Genomic DNA, 20,974 nt, shown 5'->3' with positions numbered 1-20,974 from the left:
CAAGGTTATTAATCACCTTGCAGGATTTCTTTATGAATTTTAAAATAGTAACCTTATAAGAAAAGACTTGGCTTGTGCCAAGTCCTCGGACGCAGGCAGAAGCCTTAGTCGTTCTTACTTGGAATCAAGAAAGTGTTATACTTTCTGATTCCGAAAAAGATAAAACGGAATCAGATTAACCCATAAGCTTTCATTTCAGCGCGAAGAATCTCAAGATTATCTTCACTAAGTTCCGTTAAAGGCATACGGCATAAACCAGTTTTAAAACCTAATAGGTTTACCGCTGCTTTAATTGGAATAGGATTTACTTCGCTAAATAATGCTTTTATGAGATTTAGTGTCTGAAGCTGCATCTTGATAGCACCATTCACATCACCCTGGAAAAATTTCGCAACCATGTCATGGGTATCTCTTGGAATAATATTTGCCATTGTGGAAATTACACCTTTCCCGCCCAGTGACAAAAGAGGTAATACTGTATTATCATCACCAGAATACACTGCAAACTCTTCGCCACATAGATTTACTACATCACCAACTTGTCCAAGGTTGCATTCCTTAAGGGCAACAATATTATCAATTTCCGATAATGCTTTTATCGTCTCAGGATTTAAGTTCAGATTGGTTCTACTTGGCACGTTATACAGAATGATTGGAATCTTAATATTATTCGCAATCAATTTAAAATGTTCATATAAACCTTTTTGTGTCGCTTTATTATAATAGGGAGTGACTGATAAGATTGCATCAGCACCTACATCTTGGGCTGCTTTGGATAATTCGATTGCATGACGGGTATCATTACTGCCAGTACCAGCAATAACCGGTACACGTTTATTGATTTTTTCTACTGCAAACTTGATAACGGCAATATGTTCATCATCTGGCATAGTAGAAGCTTCTCCTGTGGTACCACAGACTACAATAGCGTCTGATCCACCTGCAATTTGAAACTCAATTAATTTTTCTAATGTTTCATAATCCACACCATTTTCAGTAAAGGGAGTTACAATAGCTACAGCAGACCCGATAAATAAAGGTTTTTTCATTGATTAGCCGCCTTTCATTTCTATTTATAAATCAAAAAATCATTAATATTATAATTTTTAGCTTATAATTTATAAAAAAGGAAATTGTGAGTTTCCTCCATGCTCTTTTCTAAAAAGGATCCTATTCAAACTTGATACTTTAGTTTCAGCCATTTATAATCAAACAATTAATTTTATTATATACCCTTCTACTGGAATCGTACAACCATCATTCTATGAACTATTTGCTAATTAATATTTTTATAGTTATGAAAATAGCATAAATTTAAAAAGGCCGCCAACCTTTTGGCGACGTCTTGTTTACTTTTTTGATACTCTTATATTTACTTTTTTACCACATCCAGAACATACTCCGTTACCATAACTATCAATATTTACTATCTTCCCGCATTGAATATGAATTAGCAATATTCATACCTCCTTTTCAACTACTTATTTATATCCTAACGATAGATTTATCATACTTTATTTTTAAATTAAATACTTCCACCATAAGGTATAGATTTATAAACTTTTTGTTACGACTACACATGTTATAAAGAAATCCTGCTTTCTCTGTTTTATCAATTTCACCCCCATATCTTTATAGTATTTCCCTCAAAGAAGATTTTAATGTTAAGCAAAATAAGAAAAGACTTGGCTTGTGCCAAGTTCACGGACGCAGGTAGAAGCCTTAGTCGTTCTTACTTGGAATCAGAAAGTATTATACTTTTTGATTCCGTAACAAAGAACTGCTTAAGAAAAGTATTCTTAAACAGTTCCTATATAAATAACTTGAAATCCAACCAACATACCTATATGTATGTAGAATTGATAAACTTTTCAAGTCTTTAAACTTTATTTTTAGATAAATTTTCAATAAAGACCTATAGTTCTCCAGGATCTACATTGGCTTTACCTTGCATAGAGTCAACAGCTATCTCAACAACAGTAACACGTGAAGCGGCCTCAGCAGAAATGTGAGGATAAGAACGCCCTTCAGCAAACTGCTCAGTAAAGATATTCAGAAGGTCTGTTTTTGCGGCTATATCTTCTATTGTATAGGCTTTACCAAATACCAACACAGAAGTATAGCGGGTAGAACATTGACAAGCTACCGAGCCAAATACAGATTTATTGACGCGACTGACCTCAAAGCACACTTGATGATTGGCAGCGATATTATCTAATTTACGACCTTCATTTGCACAATGAAAATAAATTTTACCTTGATAATATATATAATTAAGAGGCGTAATATAAGGCGTATTCCCCAAATCATAGGTTGCTAGGTGGCCTACCCTCTCCTCTGAAATAAATGTAATAATCTCTTCATTAGAAAGTTGTTTTTGCGGCATAATGATTCTCCTTTTATATAATAATTGCATCCACTTTTCTATGATTTTATTTTAACGGTGTTACTTATTTTACTACCGTTAAACAATAATCGAATCAGATATAAAACTTCTGATGGTTTCATCTTGTCATCATAACCTAATTGCTCAAACTCGGTCCATACAGTTTCTTGAACTTGTGCAGAAAGCTCCGTCAGCTTACGAATTTCAGGAACAATCGCATGTATTTCCCCATTGTCCATTAATTCAATAATGTTTCTTCCCCGTTCTAGACCTACTATAACAAGAAAAATAGCTGCTTTTTCCAATGGTTTCAATATATTTTACCTCCTTAGCAGAAACCAGGACGCTTGTATGAACGTGTTAAGATCATTCATATCTTTTCGCCGAGCTCTTTAATACGATCTTGGGCTGATTCCACCCAACTTTTATCTTGTGGCAGATTGGCATTTTCAATAACCTTACCATATGCACGAATCGCGTCTTGGTATAAACCTTTTTTCTCGTAAGCTAGTCCCAGGCCGAAGTGGGCAAGAATATACTTTGGATTCAGTTCAATGGCCTTAGTAAACTCTTGAATTCCAATCTCATCCTTTAGTTCTTGAAGACTAAGCTGCTCACTCTTTTGTTTTGCTTGCTGCCCTTTCCCTTGATTATTATTTTTCGTTATTACCGCTGGCACAATAGGTTTATCAAACACGCTTTTTACGCCTGTAATTTGGGCTGTTATATCATCAAGTGCTACAAGATCTTTAGCACTAAGTTCTTTTAGTGATTTTTTCCCTAAGGCGCGCATTGCTTCCTTCATTTCCAAAACCATGGCTGTCAATACATTGGCTACGCTAGTGGCTGCCTGATCAACATCAAGCTGTGTTTTGGTTGGAGAATTGTAGTAGATCAACGTAGTAGGTGGTTCCCATGGGGCCACCTTTGCGATTTGATTATGTCCAAGGGCAAAAAGAGGTACAGTTGCCAAGTAAATAGCATCTGCTCCTAAAGCCAACGCTTTTAGACATTGACCGGGTGTAAAATAACCCCCTGATATAATCAGGCTCATTTGGCTATCTTGTAAAAAACGTTTTGCTCTTACCAGCGCATGCAGGCTAGGTATGCCAAAATCATCTTGTTTAATAGGGGCAGTTGCATGGGAACCACCTTCGCATCCATCAATAACAATTGCATCAAACCCTAATGCTACCGCCATAGCTAATTCCTCTTCTAGGTGATCCGTCGCCATAATTTTGAGCCCTATGGGAATGCCGTTCGCTCTTTGTCGCAATTCTTCAATGAATCTAGGCCAATCCTCCGGCTTTTCAATCCCCGGAGGGGCATTAAGGACTATTGCTGGCTCATCGGGGGCTAAGCCTCCCAAAACGCGTGCTCTGCCAGCAAACTCCGCAGCCTCTATGCGGGATACCCCGACATCTGCTCCTTGTCCCATCTTAACCTCTAACATATCAGCAACGGCAATTTGTTTATTCGTTCTTGCCCCCCATGACCAACAGCAGATTTGTAGAACAAACTTGCCTGATTCTCCTGGTTCTTCAGGTAAAAAAGGACCTTCCCCCGAATTGGCTGCAGTTCCCAGTTTTTTTGAAGCTCTAGCCAATGCAACCTTAGACTCTTCACTCATCGCAAGTCCATAGGCCATACCCCCGATCATCAAAGGAATCTTTATTCTAAGAGGTTTTTTTGCACTAGAGCCGATCGTTACACTCATATTAATCTTAGCACTTTCAGGCAAAGATAAGGAGGTCATCTGCCGTGGAGAAAACATTAAATTATCATACCCAATAAAGTGTTTAGGTGATCCTAATGGCCGTGCTAAGGCTTTTCCCGTTTGGGCACGCAAACTCATTTCCACTAAATTTAATAAAGAAAATCGAGTTAGTGATGGCAGCAGCTCCGCAATATTTTGCGTATAATCATCGGTAAGCAGTTTGCCTAATGCATCATTTGTCACTCTTTTGATGATATAACGCATAATCGGCTTCGCCAAAAAAATTGCTCCTAGTAACAAAAGAACTAATAAAAATAGCAATATATATAACCATTGATAATTATTTATAATTATTTGCATTCTGTTATCCTCTATCGTTTTTGCTAGTAGTATTCGACAGAGTCTAGATTTTTAAACTAGAGAACGCCAGGTTACATACCTTTACAGGCCAAGCTGAGCAAAACCGTAATCCAATAATTTAGTCGCATCACGCCAGCGATAATCGCTGTTAAGGATGACAGCAATAAGTTCTACATTACCCCTTTTAGCACTTGCTACTAAACATTCACCAGCATCGTTGGTGTAACCTGTCTTAACACCATTCATCCCTGGATAGGTTTTTAGTAGTTTGTTTGTATTCGTCGCATAAATACTATCTCGATTGAGAAATTTAACTTCGTATGTAGGGGTCGATACGATTTTTTCAAAGCTTGGTATTTTCATACCATATGCAGTAATCAATGCAAGATCATATGCTGTCGTATAGTGATTAATTGGGTCAGGCAAGCCATGAGGGTTGGTAAAATGCGTATTTTCCACACCAATCTTATCTGCCATCTGATTCATCATGTATACAAATTTGGGTATGGAACCACCTACATTCTCAGCAATTGCCTCAGCGGCATCATTGCCTGAGACCAGCATCATACCTGTCATTGCTTCATTTAGTGTCAATTTGTCGCCTGCATTTAGCTCTAGCCTGGATTCTTCGCAGGCAGCAGCTTTGGGGCTAACCGTTACGACACTATTTGGGTTACCTTTTTCTAGAGCAGTAATCAGAGTCATAATCTTAGTCGTACTAGCCGGGTACATAATACCTTTGGAATTTTTATCAAATAAAATTTCTTTTGTATCCGCTACCATTAAAATGGCAGCTTCAGCCTCCACATCTGGTTGCTTGGCAGCCCCAAAGACAAGCCCGCTCCATAGGAAAGTAATGAGGAGCACTAATGACAAAACTCTTCGACCCACGACAACTACCTCCATAGTGTACTTGTTATTTAAGCTGAATTAAGCATTATAGCTCGCAACCATCAGAAATGGATATTGGGCTCTGCTGCATTAATCCCACTCATTCACTATTTGCTATGAAAATGTAAAACCCTGCAATAAAATTTGCTTATTTTATAATGACATCTCCTCGCAGAAACCATTTAGTTCCGGACAAGAGAAGGACTTTGCTGTCTTTTCATAGAATGTTTACCTTAAATTACAACATAAGCCGATCCAACTAGGGTATTGTATAAGTCCCACAACATTAAGGGAGTCTATAGATAAGAATGATCCTCAAAAAGGCATACAGTAAGTATGCCTTTTTCTGCTTAAGAAAGGAGTGTACCGCTTTTGTTCCGTTATATGCTAAACCGCACTTTTAATTCTCTTCTTGTATTATTGGCCATTATTACCATCACCTTTTTTTTAATGCATGCCATTCCTGGTGGCCCTTTTACTAGCGAAAAAAATATCCCCGCTGCTGTACTAAAAAATATCGAGGAACGTTATCGGCTTCATGATCCTTTGTGGAAACAGTATATTGACTATTTGGGCAATCTGATTCGATTTGATTTGGGTCCTTCCTTTAAGTATGGGGGACGTACTGTTAATGATCTAATCCGTGAAAGCTTTCCTGTATCTTTACAATTAGGGGCATTCAGCATTGGCTTATCCATTTTAATGGGAATTCCTGCTGGGGCCATAGCAGCTCTTCGCCAAAACAAATGGCAAGATTATACCACAATGCTCTTTGCAACTCTAGGTGTTTCTGTCCCCAGTTTTGTACTTGCTACCTTACTAATTTACGTTTTTGCTATTAAGCTCGCCTTATTGCCAGCAGCCATGTGGGGTGGATTTACTTATGCGATCTTGCCGGCCATTGCCTTAGCCGCACATCCCACGGCCTTCATAGCTCGCCTTACTCGTTCGAGTATGCTGGAAGTTCTTGCTCAGGATTACATTAAGACAGCCCGGGCAAAGGGCTTATCCCAGTCTGTTATCTTATATCGGCATGCACTAAAAAATGCTTTAATTCCCGTCGTTACCTATATCGGACCTATGTCTGCTTCAATATTGACAGGAAGCTTTATTATTGAAACCATCTTTGCGATTCCAGGCCTTGGGCGACATTTTGTTACTAGCATTTATAACCGAGATTATACAGTCATTCTTGGTGTAACAATCTTTTATAGTGTGCTCGTAATCGGTTTAAATTTATTTGTGGATCTTATCTATCCACTGCTCAATCCTCGGATAAAAATTGATGGGGAACAGGGGGAATAATGAATGCAGCTAAATAATCAATCCTTTGAGCCCATCTTACAAAAAGGTACCCTTGCTACTCCCGCCCGCCCTAGTACCACTTTTAGCCAAGCTGCTTGGCGGCGCCTGAAAAAAAATAAGTTGGCGATGATAGGCCTATGTACAATTCTATTGATTTTCCTACTTGCCCTTATTGGACCCTTATTATCTTCAGGGAGTTACTCCGATCAGAATCTTATGCAGACCAATAAACCTCCTAGTGCCGAGCACTGGTTCGGTACTGACAGCCTTGGGCGAGACTTATTTATCCGTGTCTTGTATGGTGCACGAATCTCATTGTCTATCGGAGTGGTCGCCAGTTTTCTCAACCTTACTATCGGAGTTTTTTACGGTGGGATCGCGGGTTTTTTCGGTGGCCGTGTTGACCGAGTTATGATGAATATTGTTGATATTTTATATGGTATACCTGTTTTGCTCTATGTAATCTTGCTGATGGTCGTCTTACAGCCAGGACTGACGAATATTTTTATCGCCTTAGGTATTGCTTATTGGCTAAACATGGCACGAATTGTTCGTGGGCAAATTTTAAGCTTAAAAGAACAAGAATATGTGATTGCCGCTCGTACCATTGGGGCGAGCAACTGGCGCATTCTTGTTCATCATCTGCTTCCCAATAGTATGGGCCCTATTATTATCACTATGACTCTGGCGATTCCCGAAGCAATTTTTACCGAAGCGTTTTTAAGCTTTATTGGTCTTGGCGTGGCAGCGCCCATGGCAAGCTGGGGAGTACTAGCTTCTGAGGGAATTACCAGTCTAAGATCCTACCCCTTCCAATTGTTCTTTCCCGCTATGGCCATCAGTATTACTATGTTGGCCTTCAATTTCTTAGGGGATGGTTTGCGAGATGCATTAGATCCCCGCGTTCGGCGTTAGGAGGTAAAATGAAAAATAATCCTTTATTAGATGTCCAAGAACTATCCGTATCCTTTGATACCTATGCCGGCGAGGTGAAAGCCGTTGACCATATTAGTTTTCAAGTCTTTCCTGGAGAGGCCCTCGGGATTGTCGGCGAGTCAGGCTGCGGCAAAAGTGTAACGGCCCATTCGATTATGCAGCTGATCCCAACGCCACCTGGTCGTTATGGCAATGGGAAAATACTATTTGAGAACTCTGATTTACTAAAGATGTCAGAAACCGCTATGGCAAAAATTCGTGGCAATGAAATTAGCATGATTTTTCAAGATGCTATGACGGCCCTTAACCCAGTGCTTACTGTAGGGATGCAAATCGTGGAAGCTCTTCAACTACATCAGGGAATGAACAAGAAAGACGCTTACACTCGAGCCGTAGAATTACTACGTTTGGTAGGCATCCCTTCACCAGAACAGCGTATAAAAGATTATCCCCACCAATTTAGTGGTGGCATGAGGCAGCGTGCCATGATCGCTATGGCACTCTCTTGTAACCCTAAACTCTTGATCGCTGACGAACCGACTACTGCCCTCGATGTAACGATCCAAGCGCAAATTCTTGATCTTATGAAAGATCTACAAGAAAGATTTAATACTGCCATTATCTTGATTTCCCACGATCTTGGGGCCATTGCTGGACTCTGCAGCCGAATTCTTGTAATGTATGCAGGTAAAATTGCTGAGGCGGGAACAGCCATGGACATCTTTCATAACCCCCAGCACCCCTATACCCAAGGGCTTTTACAATCGGTGCCGCGCATGGATATGGATAAACAAGTTCTATCTACCGTTGACGGGCAGCCACCTGATCTTTTACAACCACCGCGAGGCTGTCTCTTCCACCCTCGTTGCCCCCATACGATGCATATTTGCCTAGAGCATGCTCCTGAAACTACACATATTAGCCAAAACCACAGTGTGAGATGTTGGTTACAACATCCTGACGCACCAGGGGCAAAGGGGAGGTAATTGGTTCATGAAAGAAACAGCGATTCTAGAAGTACGCAATCTAAAAAAATATTTTGTTACACAAAATAATTTCTTTGGTCGCCCCACTTCCTATTTGAAAGCAGTTGATGACGTAAGTTTTTCTATTGATAGAGGAGAAACCCTCGGACTCGTAGGAGAAAGCGGTTGTGGCAAATCTACCACGGGACGAACGATTATTCAATTATATAAGCCCACTGCTGGTGAAATCTTATTCAATGGAAAGAACATCGATAGCTCCACAGATAAAAAAAAGTTACGACGTGACATGCAGATGATCTTCCAAGATCCTTATGCGTCCTTAAATCCTCGTATGACTGCAGGTGATATAATCGGGGAACCCCTGGACATTCATAAGCTTGTTTCACCCAAAGAACGTAAGGAGCGTATTATTGATCTCTTGCAACTGGTAGGAATGCATTCTGAACACATGAGTCGTTTTCCTCATGAATTTAGCGGTGGCCAGCAGCAGAGAATCGGTATTGCTCGAGCTTTGGCCGTAGAGCCAAGCTTTATTATTTGCGATGAGCCAATCTCTGCTTTAGATGTATCTATCCAGGCTCAAGTCGTGAATCTTTTGGAACGTCTGCAAAAAGAATTAGGCTTAACCTATTTATTCATTGCTCACGATTTAGCCATGGTGAAGCATATTAGCAATCGTGTCGCTGTCATGTACTTAGGCAAAATTGTTGAATTAGCGGATAGCATAGAACTCTATAGCAACCCGCAGCATCCCTATACCCAAGCGTTACTTTCCTCTATCCCGATTCCAGATCCCTTGGTAGAAGGGAAGAGAAAGCGAATTCACCTAGTAGGTGATATACCAAGTCCCATTAATCCGCCCTCTGGCTGCCGATTTTCCACTCGTTGCCCCCACGCTATGTCCCTATGCTCGGAGCTAGAACCAGCTTTTGTTGATATAGGCGCTGGTCATATGGCAGCATGTCATTTACTACATAAATTGTAAAGGAAGAGAATGATGGAAGAATTACGTAAGAAAATAGAACATGTTTTAGCAAGATATACGGGGCGCTGGGGTATCGTTATTCAGAGCCACACTACTGGAGAAAGCGTTGAAATAAATCCAGAAATGATATTCCCTTCTGCAAGTATGATTAAGGTCCCTATTCTCTATGAAGTGGTGCGCCAAACTGCATCAGGCCTCATATCCCTAGATGAATCTCTTGTCGTAACGGATCATTTCCGTACAGGTGGTGCCGGTATTCTTAAGGAGTTGCGCCCAAATATTAGTATGACGGTTCGCGAACTTCTTACCTTAATGATTATCCTTAGTGACAATACGGCTACCAATATGCTGATTGACCTCGTTGGGATGGACTCAGTTAATAAAACTATGAAGGACCTTGGATTAGGGCAAACTGTACTTAGACGGCGCATGATGGATTTCGAGGCTGCCTTAGCAGGAAAAGAAAATGATACCTCAGCAGCTGATTTAGCCCATTTGTTCTCTATTATTTATGGCAATTCAAAACTACCTACTGAATATAGTGAATTAATGCTAGATATCCTAACTAGGCAGCAAGTCCAAGATAAGTTACCTTTTTATTTACCAGAAGAAACGGTAATCGCTCATAAAACGGGAACCTTATCTGGGGTAGAACATGATGGAGGGATCTTATTCCTGCCCGGTGGCCCCTATATTATTTGTATTTTGACGGCTGACCTTACCGTTAATTTCCAAGGACTTCAGTTGGTAGCTTCTCTTGGCAAAGAAATCTATGACTACTTTCACCTTCCAGAAGATAGGTAAGTAAATTATTAGGAGGAATAACAATGTCGTATAAAAAACTCATTGGATTAATGCTAATGATGGTAATGATCCTTCTCCTCGGAGTGGGGTGTAGTAAAACGAGCAATAATGAACAGGTGCTTCGCTACGCCTTAGAAGCGGAACCAGCCACTTTAGATCCAGCTAAATCCACAGCCATTCCAGAATCCTTGGTAGAGCTACAACTCTTTGAAGGGTTGACCCGTCTTGATGCCAAAGACCAGCCTACACTAGGTGCAGCAGAAAAATGGGATGTTTCTAGTGATGGGCTTACATATACTTTTTACTTGCGCTCTAATGCCAAATGGTCTAATGGTGACCCTGTCACCGCCGCAGATTTTGAATTTGCTTGGAAACGCGCTTTAAATCCAGAATTAGCTTTCGAAAATGCTTACATGTTATTTCCTATTAAAAATGCCCAGGCCTATAACGAAAAAAAACTAGGGGCCGACGCCCTTGGAATAAAAGTTCTCAATGATCACACCTTGGAAGTAACGTTAGAAAAGCCCACTGCCTATTTCTTGAATTTAACAGCATTTCATGCTTTCTACCCCGTTAATCAAAAGACGGTGGCGGCTAATCCTGACAATTGGGCTAACGATGTTACAACATTAATCGGAAATGGCCCCTTCAAAATTACCAATTGGGTTCATAGTGGGCAGCTTCAATTTGCTAAAAACGATCAATATTGGGATGTAGCAGCCGTAAAATTGTCAAAGATGGAATGGCCAATCAGCGATTCCCAATCAACTCGGCTGGCACTCGTTGAAAATAACCAAGCAGATATGATGGTAGAGCCACCCGTGGTAGAACATGACCGCTTAAATCAAGCTGGTCTCCTCAAAATATCACCTTATCTCGGCACCTACTACTATGTATTTAATACGCAAAAGGCCCCTTTGGATAATCCTAAGGTTCGCAAAGCCCTTGCTTTAGCAATTAGCCGTGAATCACTTGTTAAAAACGTTATTAAAGGAAGTAAAAAACCAGCCTATTCTTGGGTTGCGCCTGGGCTGATCAATCCTGCCACCAATAAAGACTTCCGCGAGGAAGGAGGCAATTATGAGGTAGAAGATGTAGCCTTAGCAAAAAAAATGCTAGCAGAAGCTGGATATCCTGAGGGCAAAGGACTACCACCAATCACGCTTTTATTCAATACAGGTGAAATGCATAAATCAATTGCCGAAGCCATTCAAGAAATGTGGAAACAAAACCTAGGTATTTCCGTTACCTTAACAAATCAAGAATCTAAAGTTTTCTTAGAATCGCGACATCAAGGTGAATTCCAAATTGCTCGTGCCTCCTGGGTAGGAGATTATGCGGATCCCATGACCTTTATGGATGTATTTAAAGATCCTACTAATGATGCTAAATATAACAATCCCGTCTATAATCGTGTGATAGAACAAGCACAGTCGACTATGGATCAAAAGGTTCGTATGCAAGCTATGCATGATGGGGAGAAAATTCTTTTTGATGATGGAGTCATCCTTCCCATTTACTATACAACCCAGCCCTTTGTCACTAAACCTTACGTAAAAGGCTATTTCTGGTCAGTTCTCGGCCTCGCTGATTTTAAGACAGCTTTTATTGAAAAGTAATTGGCTCACTAAAGAGTTTAGCTGGTAAAACAGTAGACTTTCAATCCCAGGCTGAATATCTTACTTCTAGAGGTGATTCTATGGATACAATTCCTCAAGTAAAACCAAAACGGCTCTATCCAGGAGACACGATCGGTATCGTGGCTCCCGCAAGCCCTGGTGATGTGGAAATGAATAAGGCAGGCATGAAATGGCTAGAAGAGCAAGGCTTTCGTATCGAATTAGGTAAAACCGTTGAGCAGATCTGGGGCTATTTGTCGGGATCGGATGCCGATCGTGCAGCAGATATTAACACCATGTTTGCCTCCCCTAGTATTAATGCTATTATTTGCCTTCGTGGAGGCTACGGAACTATGAGGCTATTAGAGCTTTTAGATTATCCTCTCATTCGGTCTCATCCTAAGATTTTTGTTGGCTACAGTGACATTACCGCCTTACATACCACGATTGGTCAACGAACAGGTCTTGTCACTTTTCACGGCCCTATGATCGCTTCCGATATGGGTAAAAACTTGCCGGATTACACTAGGGATTCTTTTTACCGAGCACTCACTAGTCCATGGCCTATTGGCTCCATTACAAATCCACCCCTTTCTCCTCCACCCCAATTTCTCGTGTCAGGAACAGCACAAGGATACTTAACTGGGGGAAACCTAAGCCTTGTAGTTGCCACTCTTGGAACTCCATACGAAATTGATACCCGTGGAAAAATTCTTTGCCTGGAAGAAATCGGTGAAGAACCCTACCGCATTGATCGTATGTTAACTCACCTAAGACTAGCTGGAAAACTGCAAGATGCAGCAGGCATCGTTTTTGCAGTCTGCGCAGATTGCGAAACCGAGGATGATCCACCTAATTTCACTCTACAAGAGGTACTGCAGGATCGTTTAGGAGACTTAGGAAAACCTGTCCTTTATCATCTATATTTCGGCCATACTGCGGATAAGGCCACTCTCCCATTGGGAGCTATGGCAATGCTAGGTGTTAACGGACTTGAAGTAATTGAAACGGCCACCACAGACTAAACTTTAGGAAAAAAGGAGACAAAACGTGGATAAAAAAACCTTGAAAGAGCAAGCGATAGCCCTAATTGATGCCATGGCTCCAGAACTTAGAGAAATCAGTCTGTTTTTGCACAATCACCCTGAGCTAGGCGAACAGGAGCACCAAGCCGCTAAGCTGCTTCGTACAGCCGCAGAGCACCAAGGATTTAAGGTAGAACAGAACATTAGCGGCTATGAAACGGCTTTTATTGCTACAAAAGGAAGCGGTGGTCCCAAAATTGCTTTTCTAGCAGAATATGATGCCCTGCCAGAACTAGGTCATGCCTGTGGACACAACTTAATTGCCGCCATGAGTTGGGGAGCGGCTGCCGCATTTGCAGCCGTCGCAGGTGATCAAGCCGTTTCCTATTTAATCGGTTGCCCAGCAGAAGAAACCAGTGGAGCAAAAGTAAGGATGGCCTCCGATGGAGTTTTCGACGGCTTAAAGGCTGCTCTTATTATTCACCCTGCGGACCGTAATAACATAGGCGGTACCTCCTATGCAACCCATCCGCTACGGATCACCTTTCGCGGTCGCCCAGCCCATGTTGCAAGCAAAACCAACAAGGGTGTAAATGCACTGGATGCCCTTATTATGTTTTATCAAGGAATAAAGCCATTGCGCCAAACTTTTACCCAGGAAACAATTTTAGCTGGTATCATTACAAAAGGCGGGGCGGCGCCTAACATCGTACCTGAAGAGGCCGAAGCAAAGTTTACCATAAGGGCTCTATCTTCTCATTACCTAGAAGAAACAGTAATTCCAGCAGTAAACCAATTGGCAACAGGTGTGGCCCTAGCCACTGGAACAACAGTAGAAACTGTGCATTATGAACCTTTATATAAAGAATTGATTAATGCTCCGCAACTTATGGATTTATTCCAAGATAACATGACACTGCTTGGCGAAACAGTAACTATCCTTGACCCAATGGACGCAGGCGGTTCTACCGATGTGGGAAATGTTAGCCACCAGGCCCCTACTATCCATCCCGATATTAACATCGGAAACAACTTGTCCGCTCATACTCCAGAATTTGCAATAGCGACAGGATCTGACTATGCCCAAGAAAGGTTGTTAGTCGGCGCTAAGGCAATGGTAATGACCGCCATTGATCTTTTGGAAGAGTAAGAGTTAATAAATAATCCCGACCTGTTAAACAGGTCGGGATTTCTTAAATTAGCCTTTCTTAAAACTCCCACAGTCTGTGCATTCAACACTAACTGCCTTATGACCATGTCTTACTACCTGAATCTTGTCTAAAGTACAGTAATCATCATCTTTACAGTGAAACTCACATTCTGCTACTACGCAACCTATGCTTGAATTATGGTTCATACTTATTTCCTCCTTGTATATGAATAGAAACATGATTATTCTATGCCTATTAATGATAATTATACGTGGAGATTATCATTATAAAAATACGAAACGTGCTAGATAAACAGGCTCATATATAGGAATGGCTCTATTTGATCAAGGGAGGTCAAGTCTTGCATCTTCTACACAAATAAAAAAACCAGAAGTCTTCACTGCAAGCAGCTACAACTTCTGGTATTATTGACTTCATGGCGGAGAGGGTGGGATTCGAACCCACGAGACAGTTTCCCGCCTACTCGATTTCGAGTCGAGCGCCTTCGACCAGCTCAGCCACCTCTCCGTGACCTGATCTACTTGAATACTCATGTCTCAGGTATCTATCTTACTAGTGTTACTCTTTCTTCTGCGTTCTCTAAAAAACTTTTTCATAATTTCAGCACATTCATCTGCTCTTACACCTGATGTAACTACCATTCGGTGGTTTAGTGCTTCATTCTGAGCTATATTAAATATCGAATCAATTGCCCCTGCTTTTACATCCACACTGCCATATACCAAGCGGTCAACGCGGCTCATGACTAAGGCACCAGCACACATAGGACAAGGTTCTATCGTAGCGTATAATGTAAGTCCAGTCAAACGCCATCGCCCTAGCTTTTCACAAGCTTCACGAATCGCTATCATTTCTGCATGGGCCGTTGCATCATGCCAAATTTCTCGCATATTATGCCCAGTGGCCACTACCTGACCATCCAGAACAAGTACAGATCCAATTGGAACTTCACCAATGTCATAAGCCTTTTGTGCTTCCGACAAAGCTAATCCCATAAAATAGTTATCATCCAACATCCGGTCACCACACAAAAAATTGGTGCGCCCGGGGGGACTCGAACCACCGGCACACGGTTTAGGAAACCGTTGCTCTATCCGCCTGAGCTACGGGCGCAAATACAGTAGTAAAAATGGTGACCCCGGCAGGATTCGAACCTGCGGCCTTTTGATTCGTAGTCAAACGCTCTATCCAGCTGGGCTACGGAGTCACGTCCCTCGATGGAACCCTTGTCCCGTCGACAAAAAATATCTTACCACAGATAGCAATATAAAGTCAACATTTATTTATTATGAATATTGTTTTAAGGATCATATTCTACTTCTCTTTCACTAAATCAGTGGATAAAGTAATGTGGATAACTTTATCCACATTACTTTATCCACAACTTTTTACCCACCAAGGCCATAAATATCCTTAATTTTTCAAGGTTCGTCATTATATTTCCACATAGTTATCCACATTTACACACCTTTTGTTGATAATTTTGTGGATAACTCTATAATTACTGTGCAAAATGCAGTAGCGACTTGATTTCTCTGGCAAGTTGCTACTGCATTAAATTTTGAAATTTATTTTTTTAGAAATCTATCGATCCAGCTTTTTCTTGTGCCTCTTGATATAAATATTGCTGACAATTTACTACTTTACCTCGACGGTATGCTCGACGGTACGTTCCATCACTTTTCATAATGTAGGCTTTACGATTATCTTTTAGCATAATATGCAAGGTAGCTTTAATACGCTCCATAATTTCATGCTTGTCCACAGGGAATAATAACTCTACCCGTTCACTTAAATTGCGATGCATCCAGTCGGCGCTAGATAGATATATCTTTTCTTTGCCACCATTTGCGAAATACAAAATACGATGATGTTCTAGGAAGCGTCCCACGATGCTTCGCACAGTAATATTCTCACTCACCTTGGGGAGACCTGGGATTAAAGCGCAAATACCACGAATAATAAGTTCAATTTTAACGCCCTTACTGGAAGCCTCATATAATTTAAGAATAATTTCTTTATCTAGTAAAGAATTCATTTTGGCAATGATATGTCCGCTTTTTCCAGACTCGGCAAATGCAATTTCTCGATCAATCATTTCCTTCAATTTATCCCTTAAACCGATGGGAGCGACCACTAATTTCTTCCACGAGGGTGGCTCAGAATAACCTAGTAACATATTAAAAAAATCAGACGCGTCTGCGCCAATTTTCTCATTGGCGGTAAATAGACTCATATCAGAGTACATTCGGGCAGTAATGTCATTATAATTACCTGTCCCCATATGCACATACCTTTTAATCTGCGAACCTTCTTGCCTAATAATCAAAGCCATTTTCCCATGGACTTTAAAACCTAATAAACCATAAATAACATGACATCCCGCCTCTTCTAGGCGCCTAGCCCATTGAATATTGTTTTCTTCATCAAAGCGGGCCCGAACTTCCACCACAACGGTGACCTGTTTGCCATTTTCTGCAGCTTGAGCAAGGGCCTTAACAATGGATGAATTACCACTTACTCGATATAAAGTTTGCTTGATCGCTAAAACCTTAGGATCAATCGCTGCCTGCCGAATGAAATTGACGACGGGCACAAAAGATTCGTAGGGATGATGTAATAAAATATCTTTACTCCATATTACGTCAAACAAAGATTGAGCATCTTTCAATTCTATAGGGATTTGCGGTGTAATTTGTTCATAACGTAAATAATCGTAACCAGTTAAATCTGCCAAGGTTGTAAAACAAGAAACATCAATCGGTCCAGAAATTTCATATAAATCTTGCTCATCAATATTAAACATTTCTAGTAAAAAATCTTTTAAAAAAGGTTTATTGATTTTACTGGTTTCTAGGCGCACCGCTTCGCCGCGTTTTCGCTGGCGTAAAGATTTTTCTACTTCTGCTAAGAGATCCTCAGCACCTTCCCCATCAATTAATAAATCTGCATTTCGCGTAATACGGAAGGGTACAATCTCTTTAATGTTATACCCACAAAAGAGTTGGGAGCAATGGGTCTTAATAATGTCCTCTAAGAATACAAATAGTTTGCCTACCCCTTGATCTGGTACTTCAATCATTCGAGGTAAAGCACTTGGTACCGGAAGAATGGCCGTTTGCATTTCCTCTTTCCCTTTACTTAGCAGAACCGCTAAATTCAGACTCCGATTCGCCAGCAATGGAAAAGGGTGACTCGCATTCACAGCTAAAGGCGTAAGAATCGGATAAATCGTATTATAAAAATAACTTTCTACCCATTGTTTCCCATTCCCAGATAAGCTTTGTACATCATTTACATAAATATCGTGGTTTTGCATGCCACCAAGAATTTTCTTTAGATACAAATACTGTAATCGTACCATTTCCCGCACAGACTGCCCAATCAATAGAAGCTGCTCTTGTGCGTTAAACCCTGCTGCATCTTTCTTAAGAATACCACTCTCAACTTGCTGTTTTAATCCAGCAACTCGAATCATAAAAAACTCATCTAAATTAGAACTAGCAATCGCCACAAATTTTAATCTTTCTAGCAAAGGCTTTCCAGAGTCATTGGCTTCTTGCATTACCCGTTCATTAAACTTCAGCCAGCTTAATTCTCTATTTAAGAAATTCTGCTCTTTATCAAACATGGCTCCACCCTGCCTATATTAAAATTTTCAATTATTTCATGTAAAATTTCACTTTCGACATAAATCCTTTTATTTCCTGCACTTTTGGACAACATAGGATGACTTTTGCAGGAATTAACAATATCTTAACAATTTAAATATTGTAATCTTCTTAATATTGCGCGTTTAATATTTTGCTAATTTTGCAGAGGATTTTTAATAAATAATGCTAATACTTAAGAAGATAAATATTTGTAGTCGATAAAGGAGAAATGAATTCATGAATCAACGAATTGCTATTATTGATTTAGGATCAAACTCTGCCCGCCTAATCATCGTAGAAATCTACGAAAACGGTGCTTATAATCTAATTTACCACCAAAAAGATGCCGTCCGTTTAAGCCAAGCTGCAGATAAAGACCGTAGATTACAACCTGAAGCCATGGTTCGCGCTATGAACTTACTAAAAAGCTTCACCCATATGTGTCAAATACATAAAACTGATAAAATTCTAGCTGTAGGCACAGCAGCACTCCGTAATGCAGTTAACGGTGGCGAATTTATTGAAGAGGTTCAAAAAGAAACAGGAGTTACCATAGAAATTATTAGTGGTGAAGTAGAAGCCAAACTTGGTTATCTAGGAGCTATTAATACGCTAGACGTTACAGATGCTATCTTATTTGATCTAGGCGGCGGTAGTACAGAATTAACATTAGTTAAAAATCGCAAGGCTGAAAAAGTAATCAGTTTACCCTTTGGCGCCGTCACGTTGACAGAACGATTCAATATCGAAAATAAAGCCAGCGAAGAGCAACTAGCAAGTCTCAATGAGTTTATTAGTCAAGAGATTGATAAAATCCCTTGGCTCAAGAACCTTAAGCTTCCCCTCGTTGGCATTGGTGGAACAGCTCGTAGCATTGGTAAAATGGAACAGAAGCGTAACAATTATCCTTTATTGAAATTACATAACTACCGTACTAGTTCTATCTCATTTCATTCCTTATGGGATGATGTTACAAAAATGACCTGTGCTCAGCGCCGCAAAGTAGCTGGCCTCAGCAATGATCGCGCCGATATTATTATTGCCGGACTGGCTATTGTTAAACAATTATTCGATAAAAACACAAGCACCCAACTCATCATCAGTAGTTGCGGCGTACGAGAAGGACTATTCTTTGAATATTACCTTTCCCAAACCGGGCACACTGAACTTATCCCCAGTCCCCTCGTCCATAGCACCCACAACATGTTATTATTTTACAAAGTAAACGCTAACCATGCCTGTCATGTGGCCAAGTTAGCCAACCAATTGTTTAATGATTGGCAAGAAGCATTAGATCTACACCCCAATGATAAACCCCTTTTAGAGGTGGCTGCCTTGCTACATGATACTGGTATTCGCGTTAATTACTATGACCACGCTAGGCACAGTGCCTATCTAATCGAAAATGCTCGTCTATTTGGCCTTTCTCATCGGGAGCAAATTATGGCGGCTGTCATTGCCGGCTGGCATCATAGCCCCTCGGTAAAATACTCTTACAACAGAATCTATAATGAGTTTTTAGATGCAGGCAATTGGCAAACAGCCCGAAAATTAGCTTTATTACTTGCTTTCGCCGAAGCCTTAGATACTACCCAAATGGGCCTTGTTGAAAAAGTTACCACTGTATTTTCAGATAAACAAGCACAACTAAAATTAACCACTAAGGAAGCCATTCCTTTAGAACTACAAGCGCTAAAGAAACATAGCAAATGGTTAAAAAGAGAAACTCGCTTTGATTTGAGTATTACTGAGTAAAAAATAACATAGATAGTAAAAGGCACAGCAGATGATCACTCTGCTGTGCCTTTTGCCTTTTAGTTGTATTCACCTTTAGTTCTACTGAAATATCACTCCCAAACCAAACTTCGCTTGTTTTTATTCCAATTCGTTGCATAAATGCATAACCATGAAGGTAGCTAGGGATACTCCAAATATATGAGAAGAAGAAACCTAATTTAACTTATATCATCATATTTACTTTCAAATCCAAACTATTATAAAATGAGTTATAAAATCCTCACTGGAGGCTCCCATGAATACCTTTTTAAATCCATTCGGCAACCTAACTTTGATTTTCACCTTTGTGAGCAAGGTATTCCCCTTAATTACGAAGGAACTAACACATTGGTCCAATTATGCCTCCTCCCACGCTTCCTCAGAACTTCGGACACAAGCATTGGCTAGTATTAGGGACAAAAAATTTCACTGTCAAGGAGGAAGCATTTATAGTTTATATCCTACTGTAGATATAGCTACATTCATCCCCCTGATAGTATCCCTGCAAACAATTAGTGATTACCTAGATAATCTTTGCGACCGAGCCGATATCATGGATGAACAAGCCTTCAAACAGCTGCATTTAGCTATGACAGATGCTCTTACCCCTGATGCACTACCCCAAGATTATTATGCTTATTATCCTTTCAAGGAGGATGGGGGGTATCTCAAACAGTTAGTTATCACATGCCAGCAACAAATACGGGCCCTACCGTCCTATGAACTTGTAAAGTCGGAAATTCAAAAATTAGCCTGCCTTTATAGTGAACTACAGACGTATAAACACCTTGACCCTAGTATACGAGAAGTAAAAATGACAAATTGGATAACCCATCATATTGGAGACTATCCTCAGATTACGCCTTGGGAATTTGCCGCCGCTACAGGTTCTACACTAGGAATGTTCATGCTCTGTGCTGCCGCTAGCGACAAGAATCTCCACCCTCATACTGTCAAAGTAATCGATTCCGCTTATTTTCCTTGGATTAGCGGCTTACATATACTACTGGATTACTTCATCGATATGGAGGAAGATCAGGCAAACGGTGATCTTAATTTTGTATCCTACTACAGAAACGCATCCCAGATACTTTCTCGCTTAACCCTTTTCACCGAACAAGCCTTTTTACAGGCTAGCACCTTGCCAAATCCATCTTTTCACAAAACAGTCGTACAAGGGCTGCTCGCTATGTATCTTTCCGATCCGAAGGTCGCCACATTAAAAGATCAATCAATACGAAAGTCTCTCTTAAAAACTGCTGGTGGATATACTCGTTTTCTTTATTATTTGTGCAAATTGTTACGCTTTAAAAAGAAACTCTAATAAGAAATAATAAGAAAAGACTTGGCTTAGGCCAA

At 40.5% G+C, this 20,974-nt stretch carries 18 protein-coding genes and 3 tRNA genes; 10 read left to right on the top strand and 11 right to left on the bottom strand.

Annotation, left to right across the window (positions count from 1 at the left end; genetic code table 11):
- Positions 1–170: 170 nt before the first annotated feature.
- The 5 genes from dapA to UFO1_RS23695 all read right to left on the bottom strand — a co-directional run bounded on the left by dapA (position 171) and on the right by UFO1_RS23695 (position 5,354).
- Positions 171–1,049 (bottom strand): 4-hydroxy-tetrahydrodipicolinate synthase, encoded by an 879-nt coding sequence (gene dapA, locus UFO1_RS23715; RefSeq protein ID WP_038674699.1) that lies wholly within the window; start codon positions 1,047–1,049, stop codon positions 171–173.
- Between the two features lie 866 nt (positions 1,050–1,915).
- On the bottom strand, positions 1,916–2,386 hold the full coding sequence (locus UFO1_RS23710; protein ID WP_051789074.1) for a pyridoxamine 5'-phosphate oxidase family protein: 471 nt from the start codon (positions 2,384–2,386) through the stop codon (positions 1,916–1,918).
- Between the two features lie 38 nt (positions 2,387–2,424).
- Positions 2,425–2,700: a hypothetical protein gene (locus UFO1_RS23705; RefSeq protein WP_038674698.1), complete on the bottom strand. Its 276-nt coding sequence runs from the start codon at positions 2,698–2,700 to the stop codon at positions 2,425–2,427.
- Between the two features lie 56 nt (positions 2,701–2,756).
- Positions 2,757–4,463: a glutamate synthase-related protein gene (locus UFO1_RS23700; protein WP_084159905.1), complete on the bottom strand. Its 1,707-nt coding sequence runs from the start codon at positions 4,461–4,463 to the stop codon at positions 2,757–2,759.
- Positions 4,464–4,544: 81 nt separating this feature from the next.
- Positions 4,545–5,354: a D-alanyl-D-alanine carboxypeptidase family protein gene (locus UFO1_RS23695; RefSeq protein ID WP_038674696.1), complete on the bottom strand. Its 810-nt coding sequence runs from the start codon at positions 5,352–5,354 to the stop codon at positions 4,545–4,547.
- 372 nt (positions 5,355–5,726) lie between these two features.
- On the opposite strand from UFO1_RS23695, the gene UFO1_RS23690 reads away from it, so the two are divergent.
- The 8 genes from UFO1_RS23690 to UFO1_RS23655 all read left to right on the top strand — a co-directional run bounded on the left by UFO1_RS23690 (position 5,727) and on the right by UFO1_RS23655 (position 14,164).
- Positions 5,727–6,659 carry an ABC transporter permease gene (locus UFO1_RS23690; RefSeq protein ID WP_038674695.1) on the top strand — a complete coding sequence of 311 codons (933 nt, stop codon included), beginning with the start codon at positions 5,727–5,729 and terminating at the stop codon, positions 6,657–6,659.
- A 3-nt stretch (positions 6,660–6,662) separates the two neighbouring features.
- On the top strand, positions 6,663–7,574 hold the full coding sequence (locus UFO1_RS23685; protein ID WP_038674694.1) for an ABC transporter permease: 912 nt from the start codon (positions 6,663–6,665) through the stop codon (positions 7,572–7,574).
- 8 nt (positions 7,575–7,582) lie between these two features.
- Positions 7,583–8,581 (top strand): ABC transporter ATP-binding protein, encoded by a 999-nt coding sequence (locus tag UFO1_RS23680; RefSeq protein WP_038674693.1) that lies wholly within the window; start codon positions 7,583–7,585, stop codon positions 8,579–8,581.
- Between the two features lie 7 nt (positions 8,582–8,588).
- Positions 8,589–9,566 carry an ABC transporter ATP-binding protein gene (locus UFO1_RS23675; RefSeq protein WP_038674691.1) on the top strand — a complete coding sequence of 326 codons (978 nt, stop codon included), beginning with the start codon at positions 8,589–8,591 and terminating at the stop codon, positions 9,564–9,566.
- Between the two features lie 9 nt (positions 9,567–9,575).
- Positions 9,576–10,370: a serine hydrolase gene (locus UFO1_RS23670; protein ID WP_236639293.1), complete on the top strand. Its 795-nt coding sequence runs from the start codon at positions 9,576–9,578 to the stop codon at positions 10,368–10,370.
- A 23-nt stretch (positions 10,371–10,393) separates the two neighbouring features.
- On the top strand, positions 10,394–11,989 hold the full coding sequence (locus UFO1_RS23665; protein ID WP_038674687.1) for a peptide ABC transporter substrate-binding protein: 1,596 nt from the start codon (positions 10,394–10,396) through the stop codon (positions 11,987–11,989).
- Between the two features lie 80 nt (positions 11,990–12,069).
- A complete protein-coding gene (locus UFO1_RS23660; RefSeq protein WP_084159903.1) occupies positions 12,070–13,014 on the top strand; it encodes an LD-carboxypeptidase in 945 nt (314 codons plus the stop codon).
- 25 nt (positions 13,015–13,039) lie between these two features.
- Positions 13,040–14,164 carry an amidohydrolase gene (locus tag UFO1_RS23655; protein ID WP_038674684.1) on the top strand — a complete coding sequence of 375 codons (1,125 nt, stop codon included), beginning with the start codon at positions 13,040–13,042 and terminating at the stop codon, positions 14,162–14,164.
- Between the two features lie 48 nt (positions 14,165–14,212).
- Here UFO1_RS23655 and UFO1_RS24680 read toward each other — a convergent pair whose 3' ends face one another.
- The 6 genes from UFO1_RS24680 to UFO1_RS23630 form a co-directional block, all read right to left on the bottom strand.
- Complete coding sequence (locus UFO1_RS24680; protein ID WP_071842052.1) at positions 14,213–14,371, bottom strand: DUF1540 domain-containing protein; 159 nt, start codon at positions 14,369–14,371, stop codon at positions 14,213–14,215.
- A gap of 231 nt (positions 14,372–14,602) precedes the next feature.
- Positions 14,603–14,693 (bottom strand) — tRNA-Ser (locus tag UFO1_RS23650).
- Positions 14,694–14,722: 29 nt separating this feature from the next.
- Positions 14,723–15,202 carry a tRNA adenosine(34) deaminase TadA gene (tadA, locus tag UFO1_RS23645; protein ID WP_038674682.1) on the bottom strand — a complete coding sequence of 160 codons (480 nt, stop codon included), beginning with the start codon at positions 15,200–15,202 and terminating at the stop codon, positions 14,723–14,725.
- Positions 15,203–15,222: 20 nt separating this feature from the next.
- Positions 15,223–15,299: transfer RNA gene (locus UFO1_RS23640), tRNA-Arg, on the bottom strand.
- 17 nt (positions 15,300–15,316) lie between these two features.
- A tRNA-Arg gene (locus tag UFO1_RS23635) sits at positions 15,317–15,393 on the bottom strand.
- 369 nt (positions 15,394–15,762) lie between these two features.
- Positions 15,763–17,817: an RNA degradosome polyphosphate kinase gene (locus UFO1_RS23630; RefSeq protein ID WP_038674681.1), complete on the bottom strand. Its 2,055-nt coding sequence runs from the start codon at positions 17,815–17,817 to the stop codon at positions 15,763–15,765.
- A 259-nt stretch (positions 17,818–18,076) separates the two neighbouring features.
- On the opposite strand from UFO1_RS23630, the gene ppx reads away from it, so the two are divergent.
- Positions 18,077–19,594 carry an exopolyphosphatase gene (gene ppx / locus UFO1_RS23625; protein WP_038674679.1) on the top strand — a complete coding sequence of 506 codons (1,518 nt, stop codon included), beginning with the start codon at positions 18,077–18,079 and terminating at the stop codon, positions 19,592–19,594.
- Positions 19,595–19,871: 277 nt separating this feature from the next.
- Positions 19,872–20,939 carry a tetraprenyl-beta-curcumene synthase family protein gene (locus tag UFO1_RS23620; protein ID WP_038674678.1) on the top strand — a complete coding sequence of 356 codons (1,068 nt, stop codon included), beginning with the start codon at positions 19,872–19,874 and terminating at the stop codon, positions 20,937–20,939.
- Positions 20,940–20,974 lie beyond the last annotated feature (35 nt).

This window comes from Pelosinus sp. UFO1 (assembly GCF_000725345.1).
Taxonomy (GTDB): Bacteria; Bacillota; Negativicutes; order DSM-13327; family DSM-13327; genus Pelosinus.
Note: the sequence above shows the minus strand (reverse complement) of the source record. Positions and strands in the feature narration are given on the sequence as shown.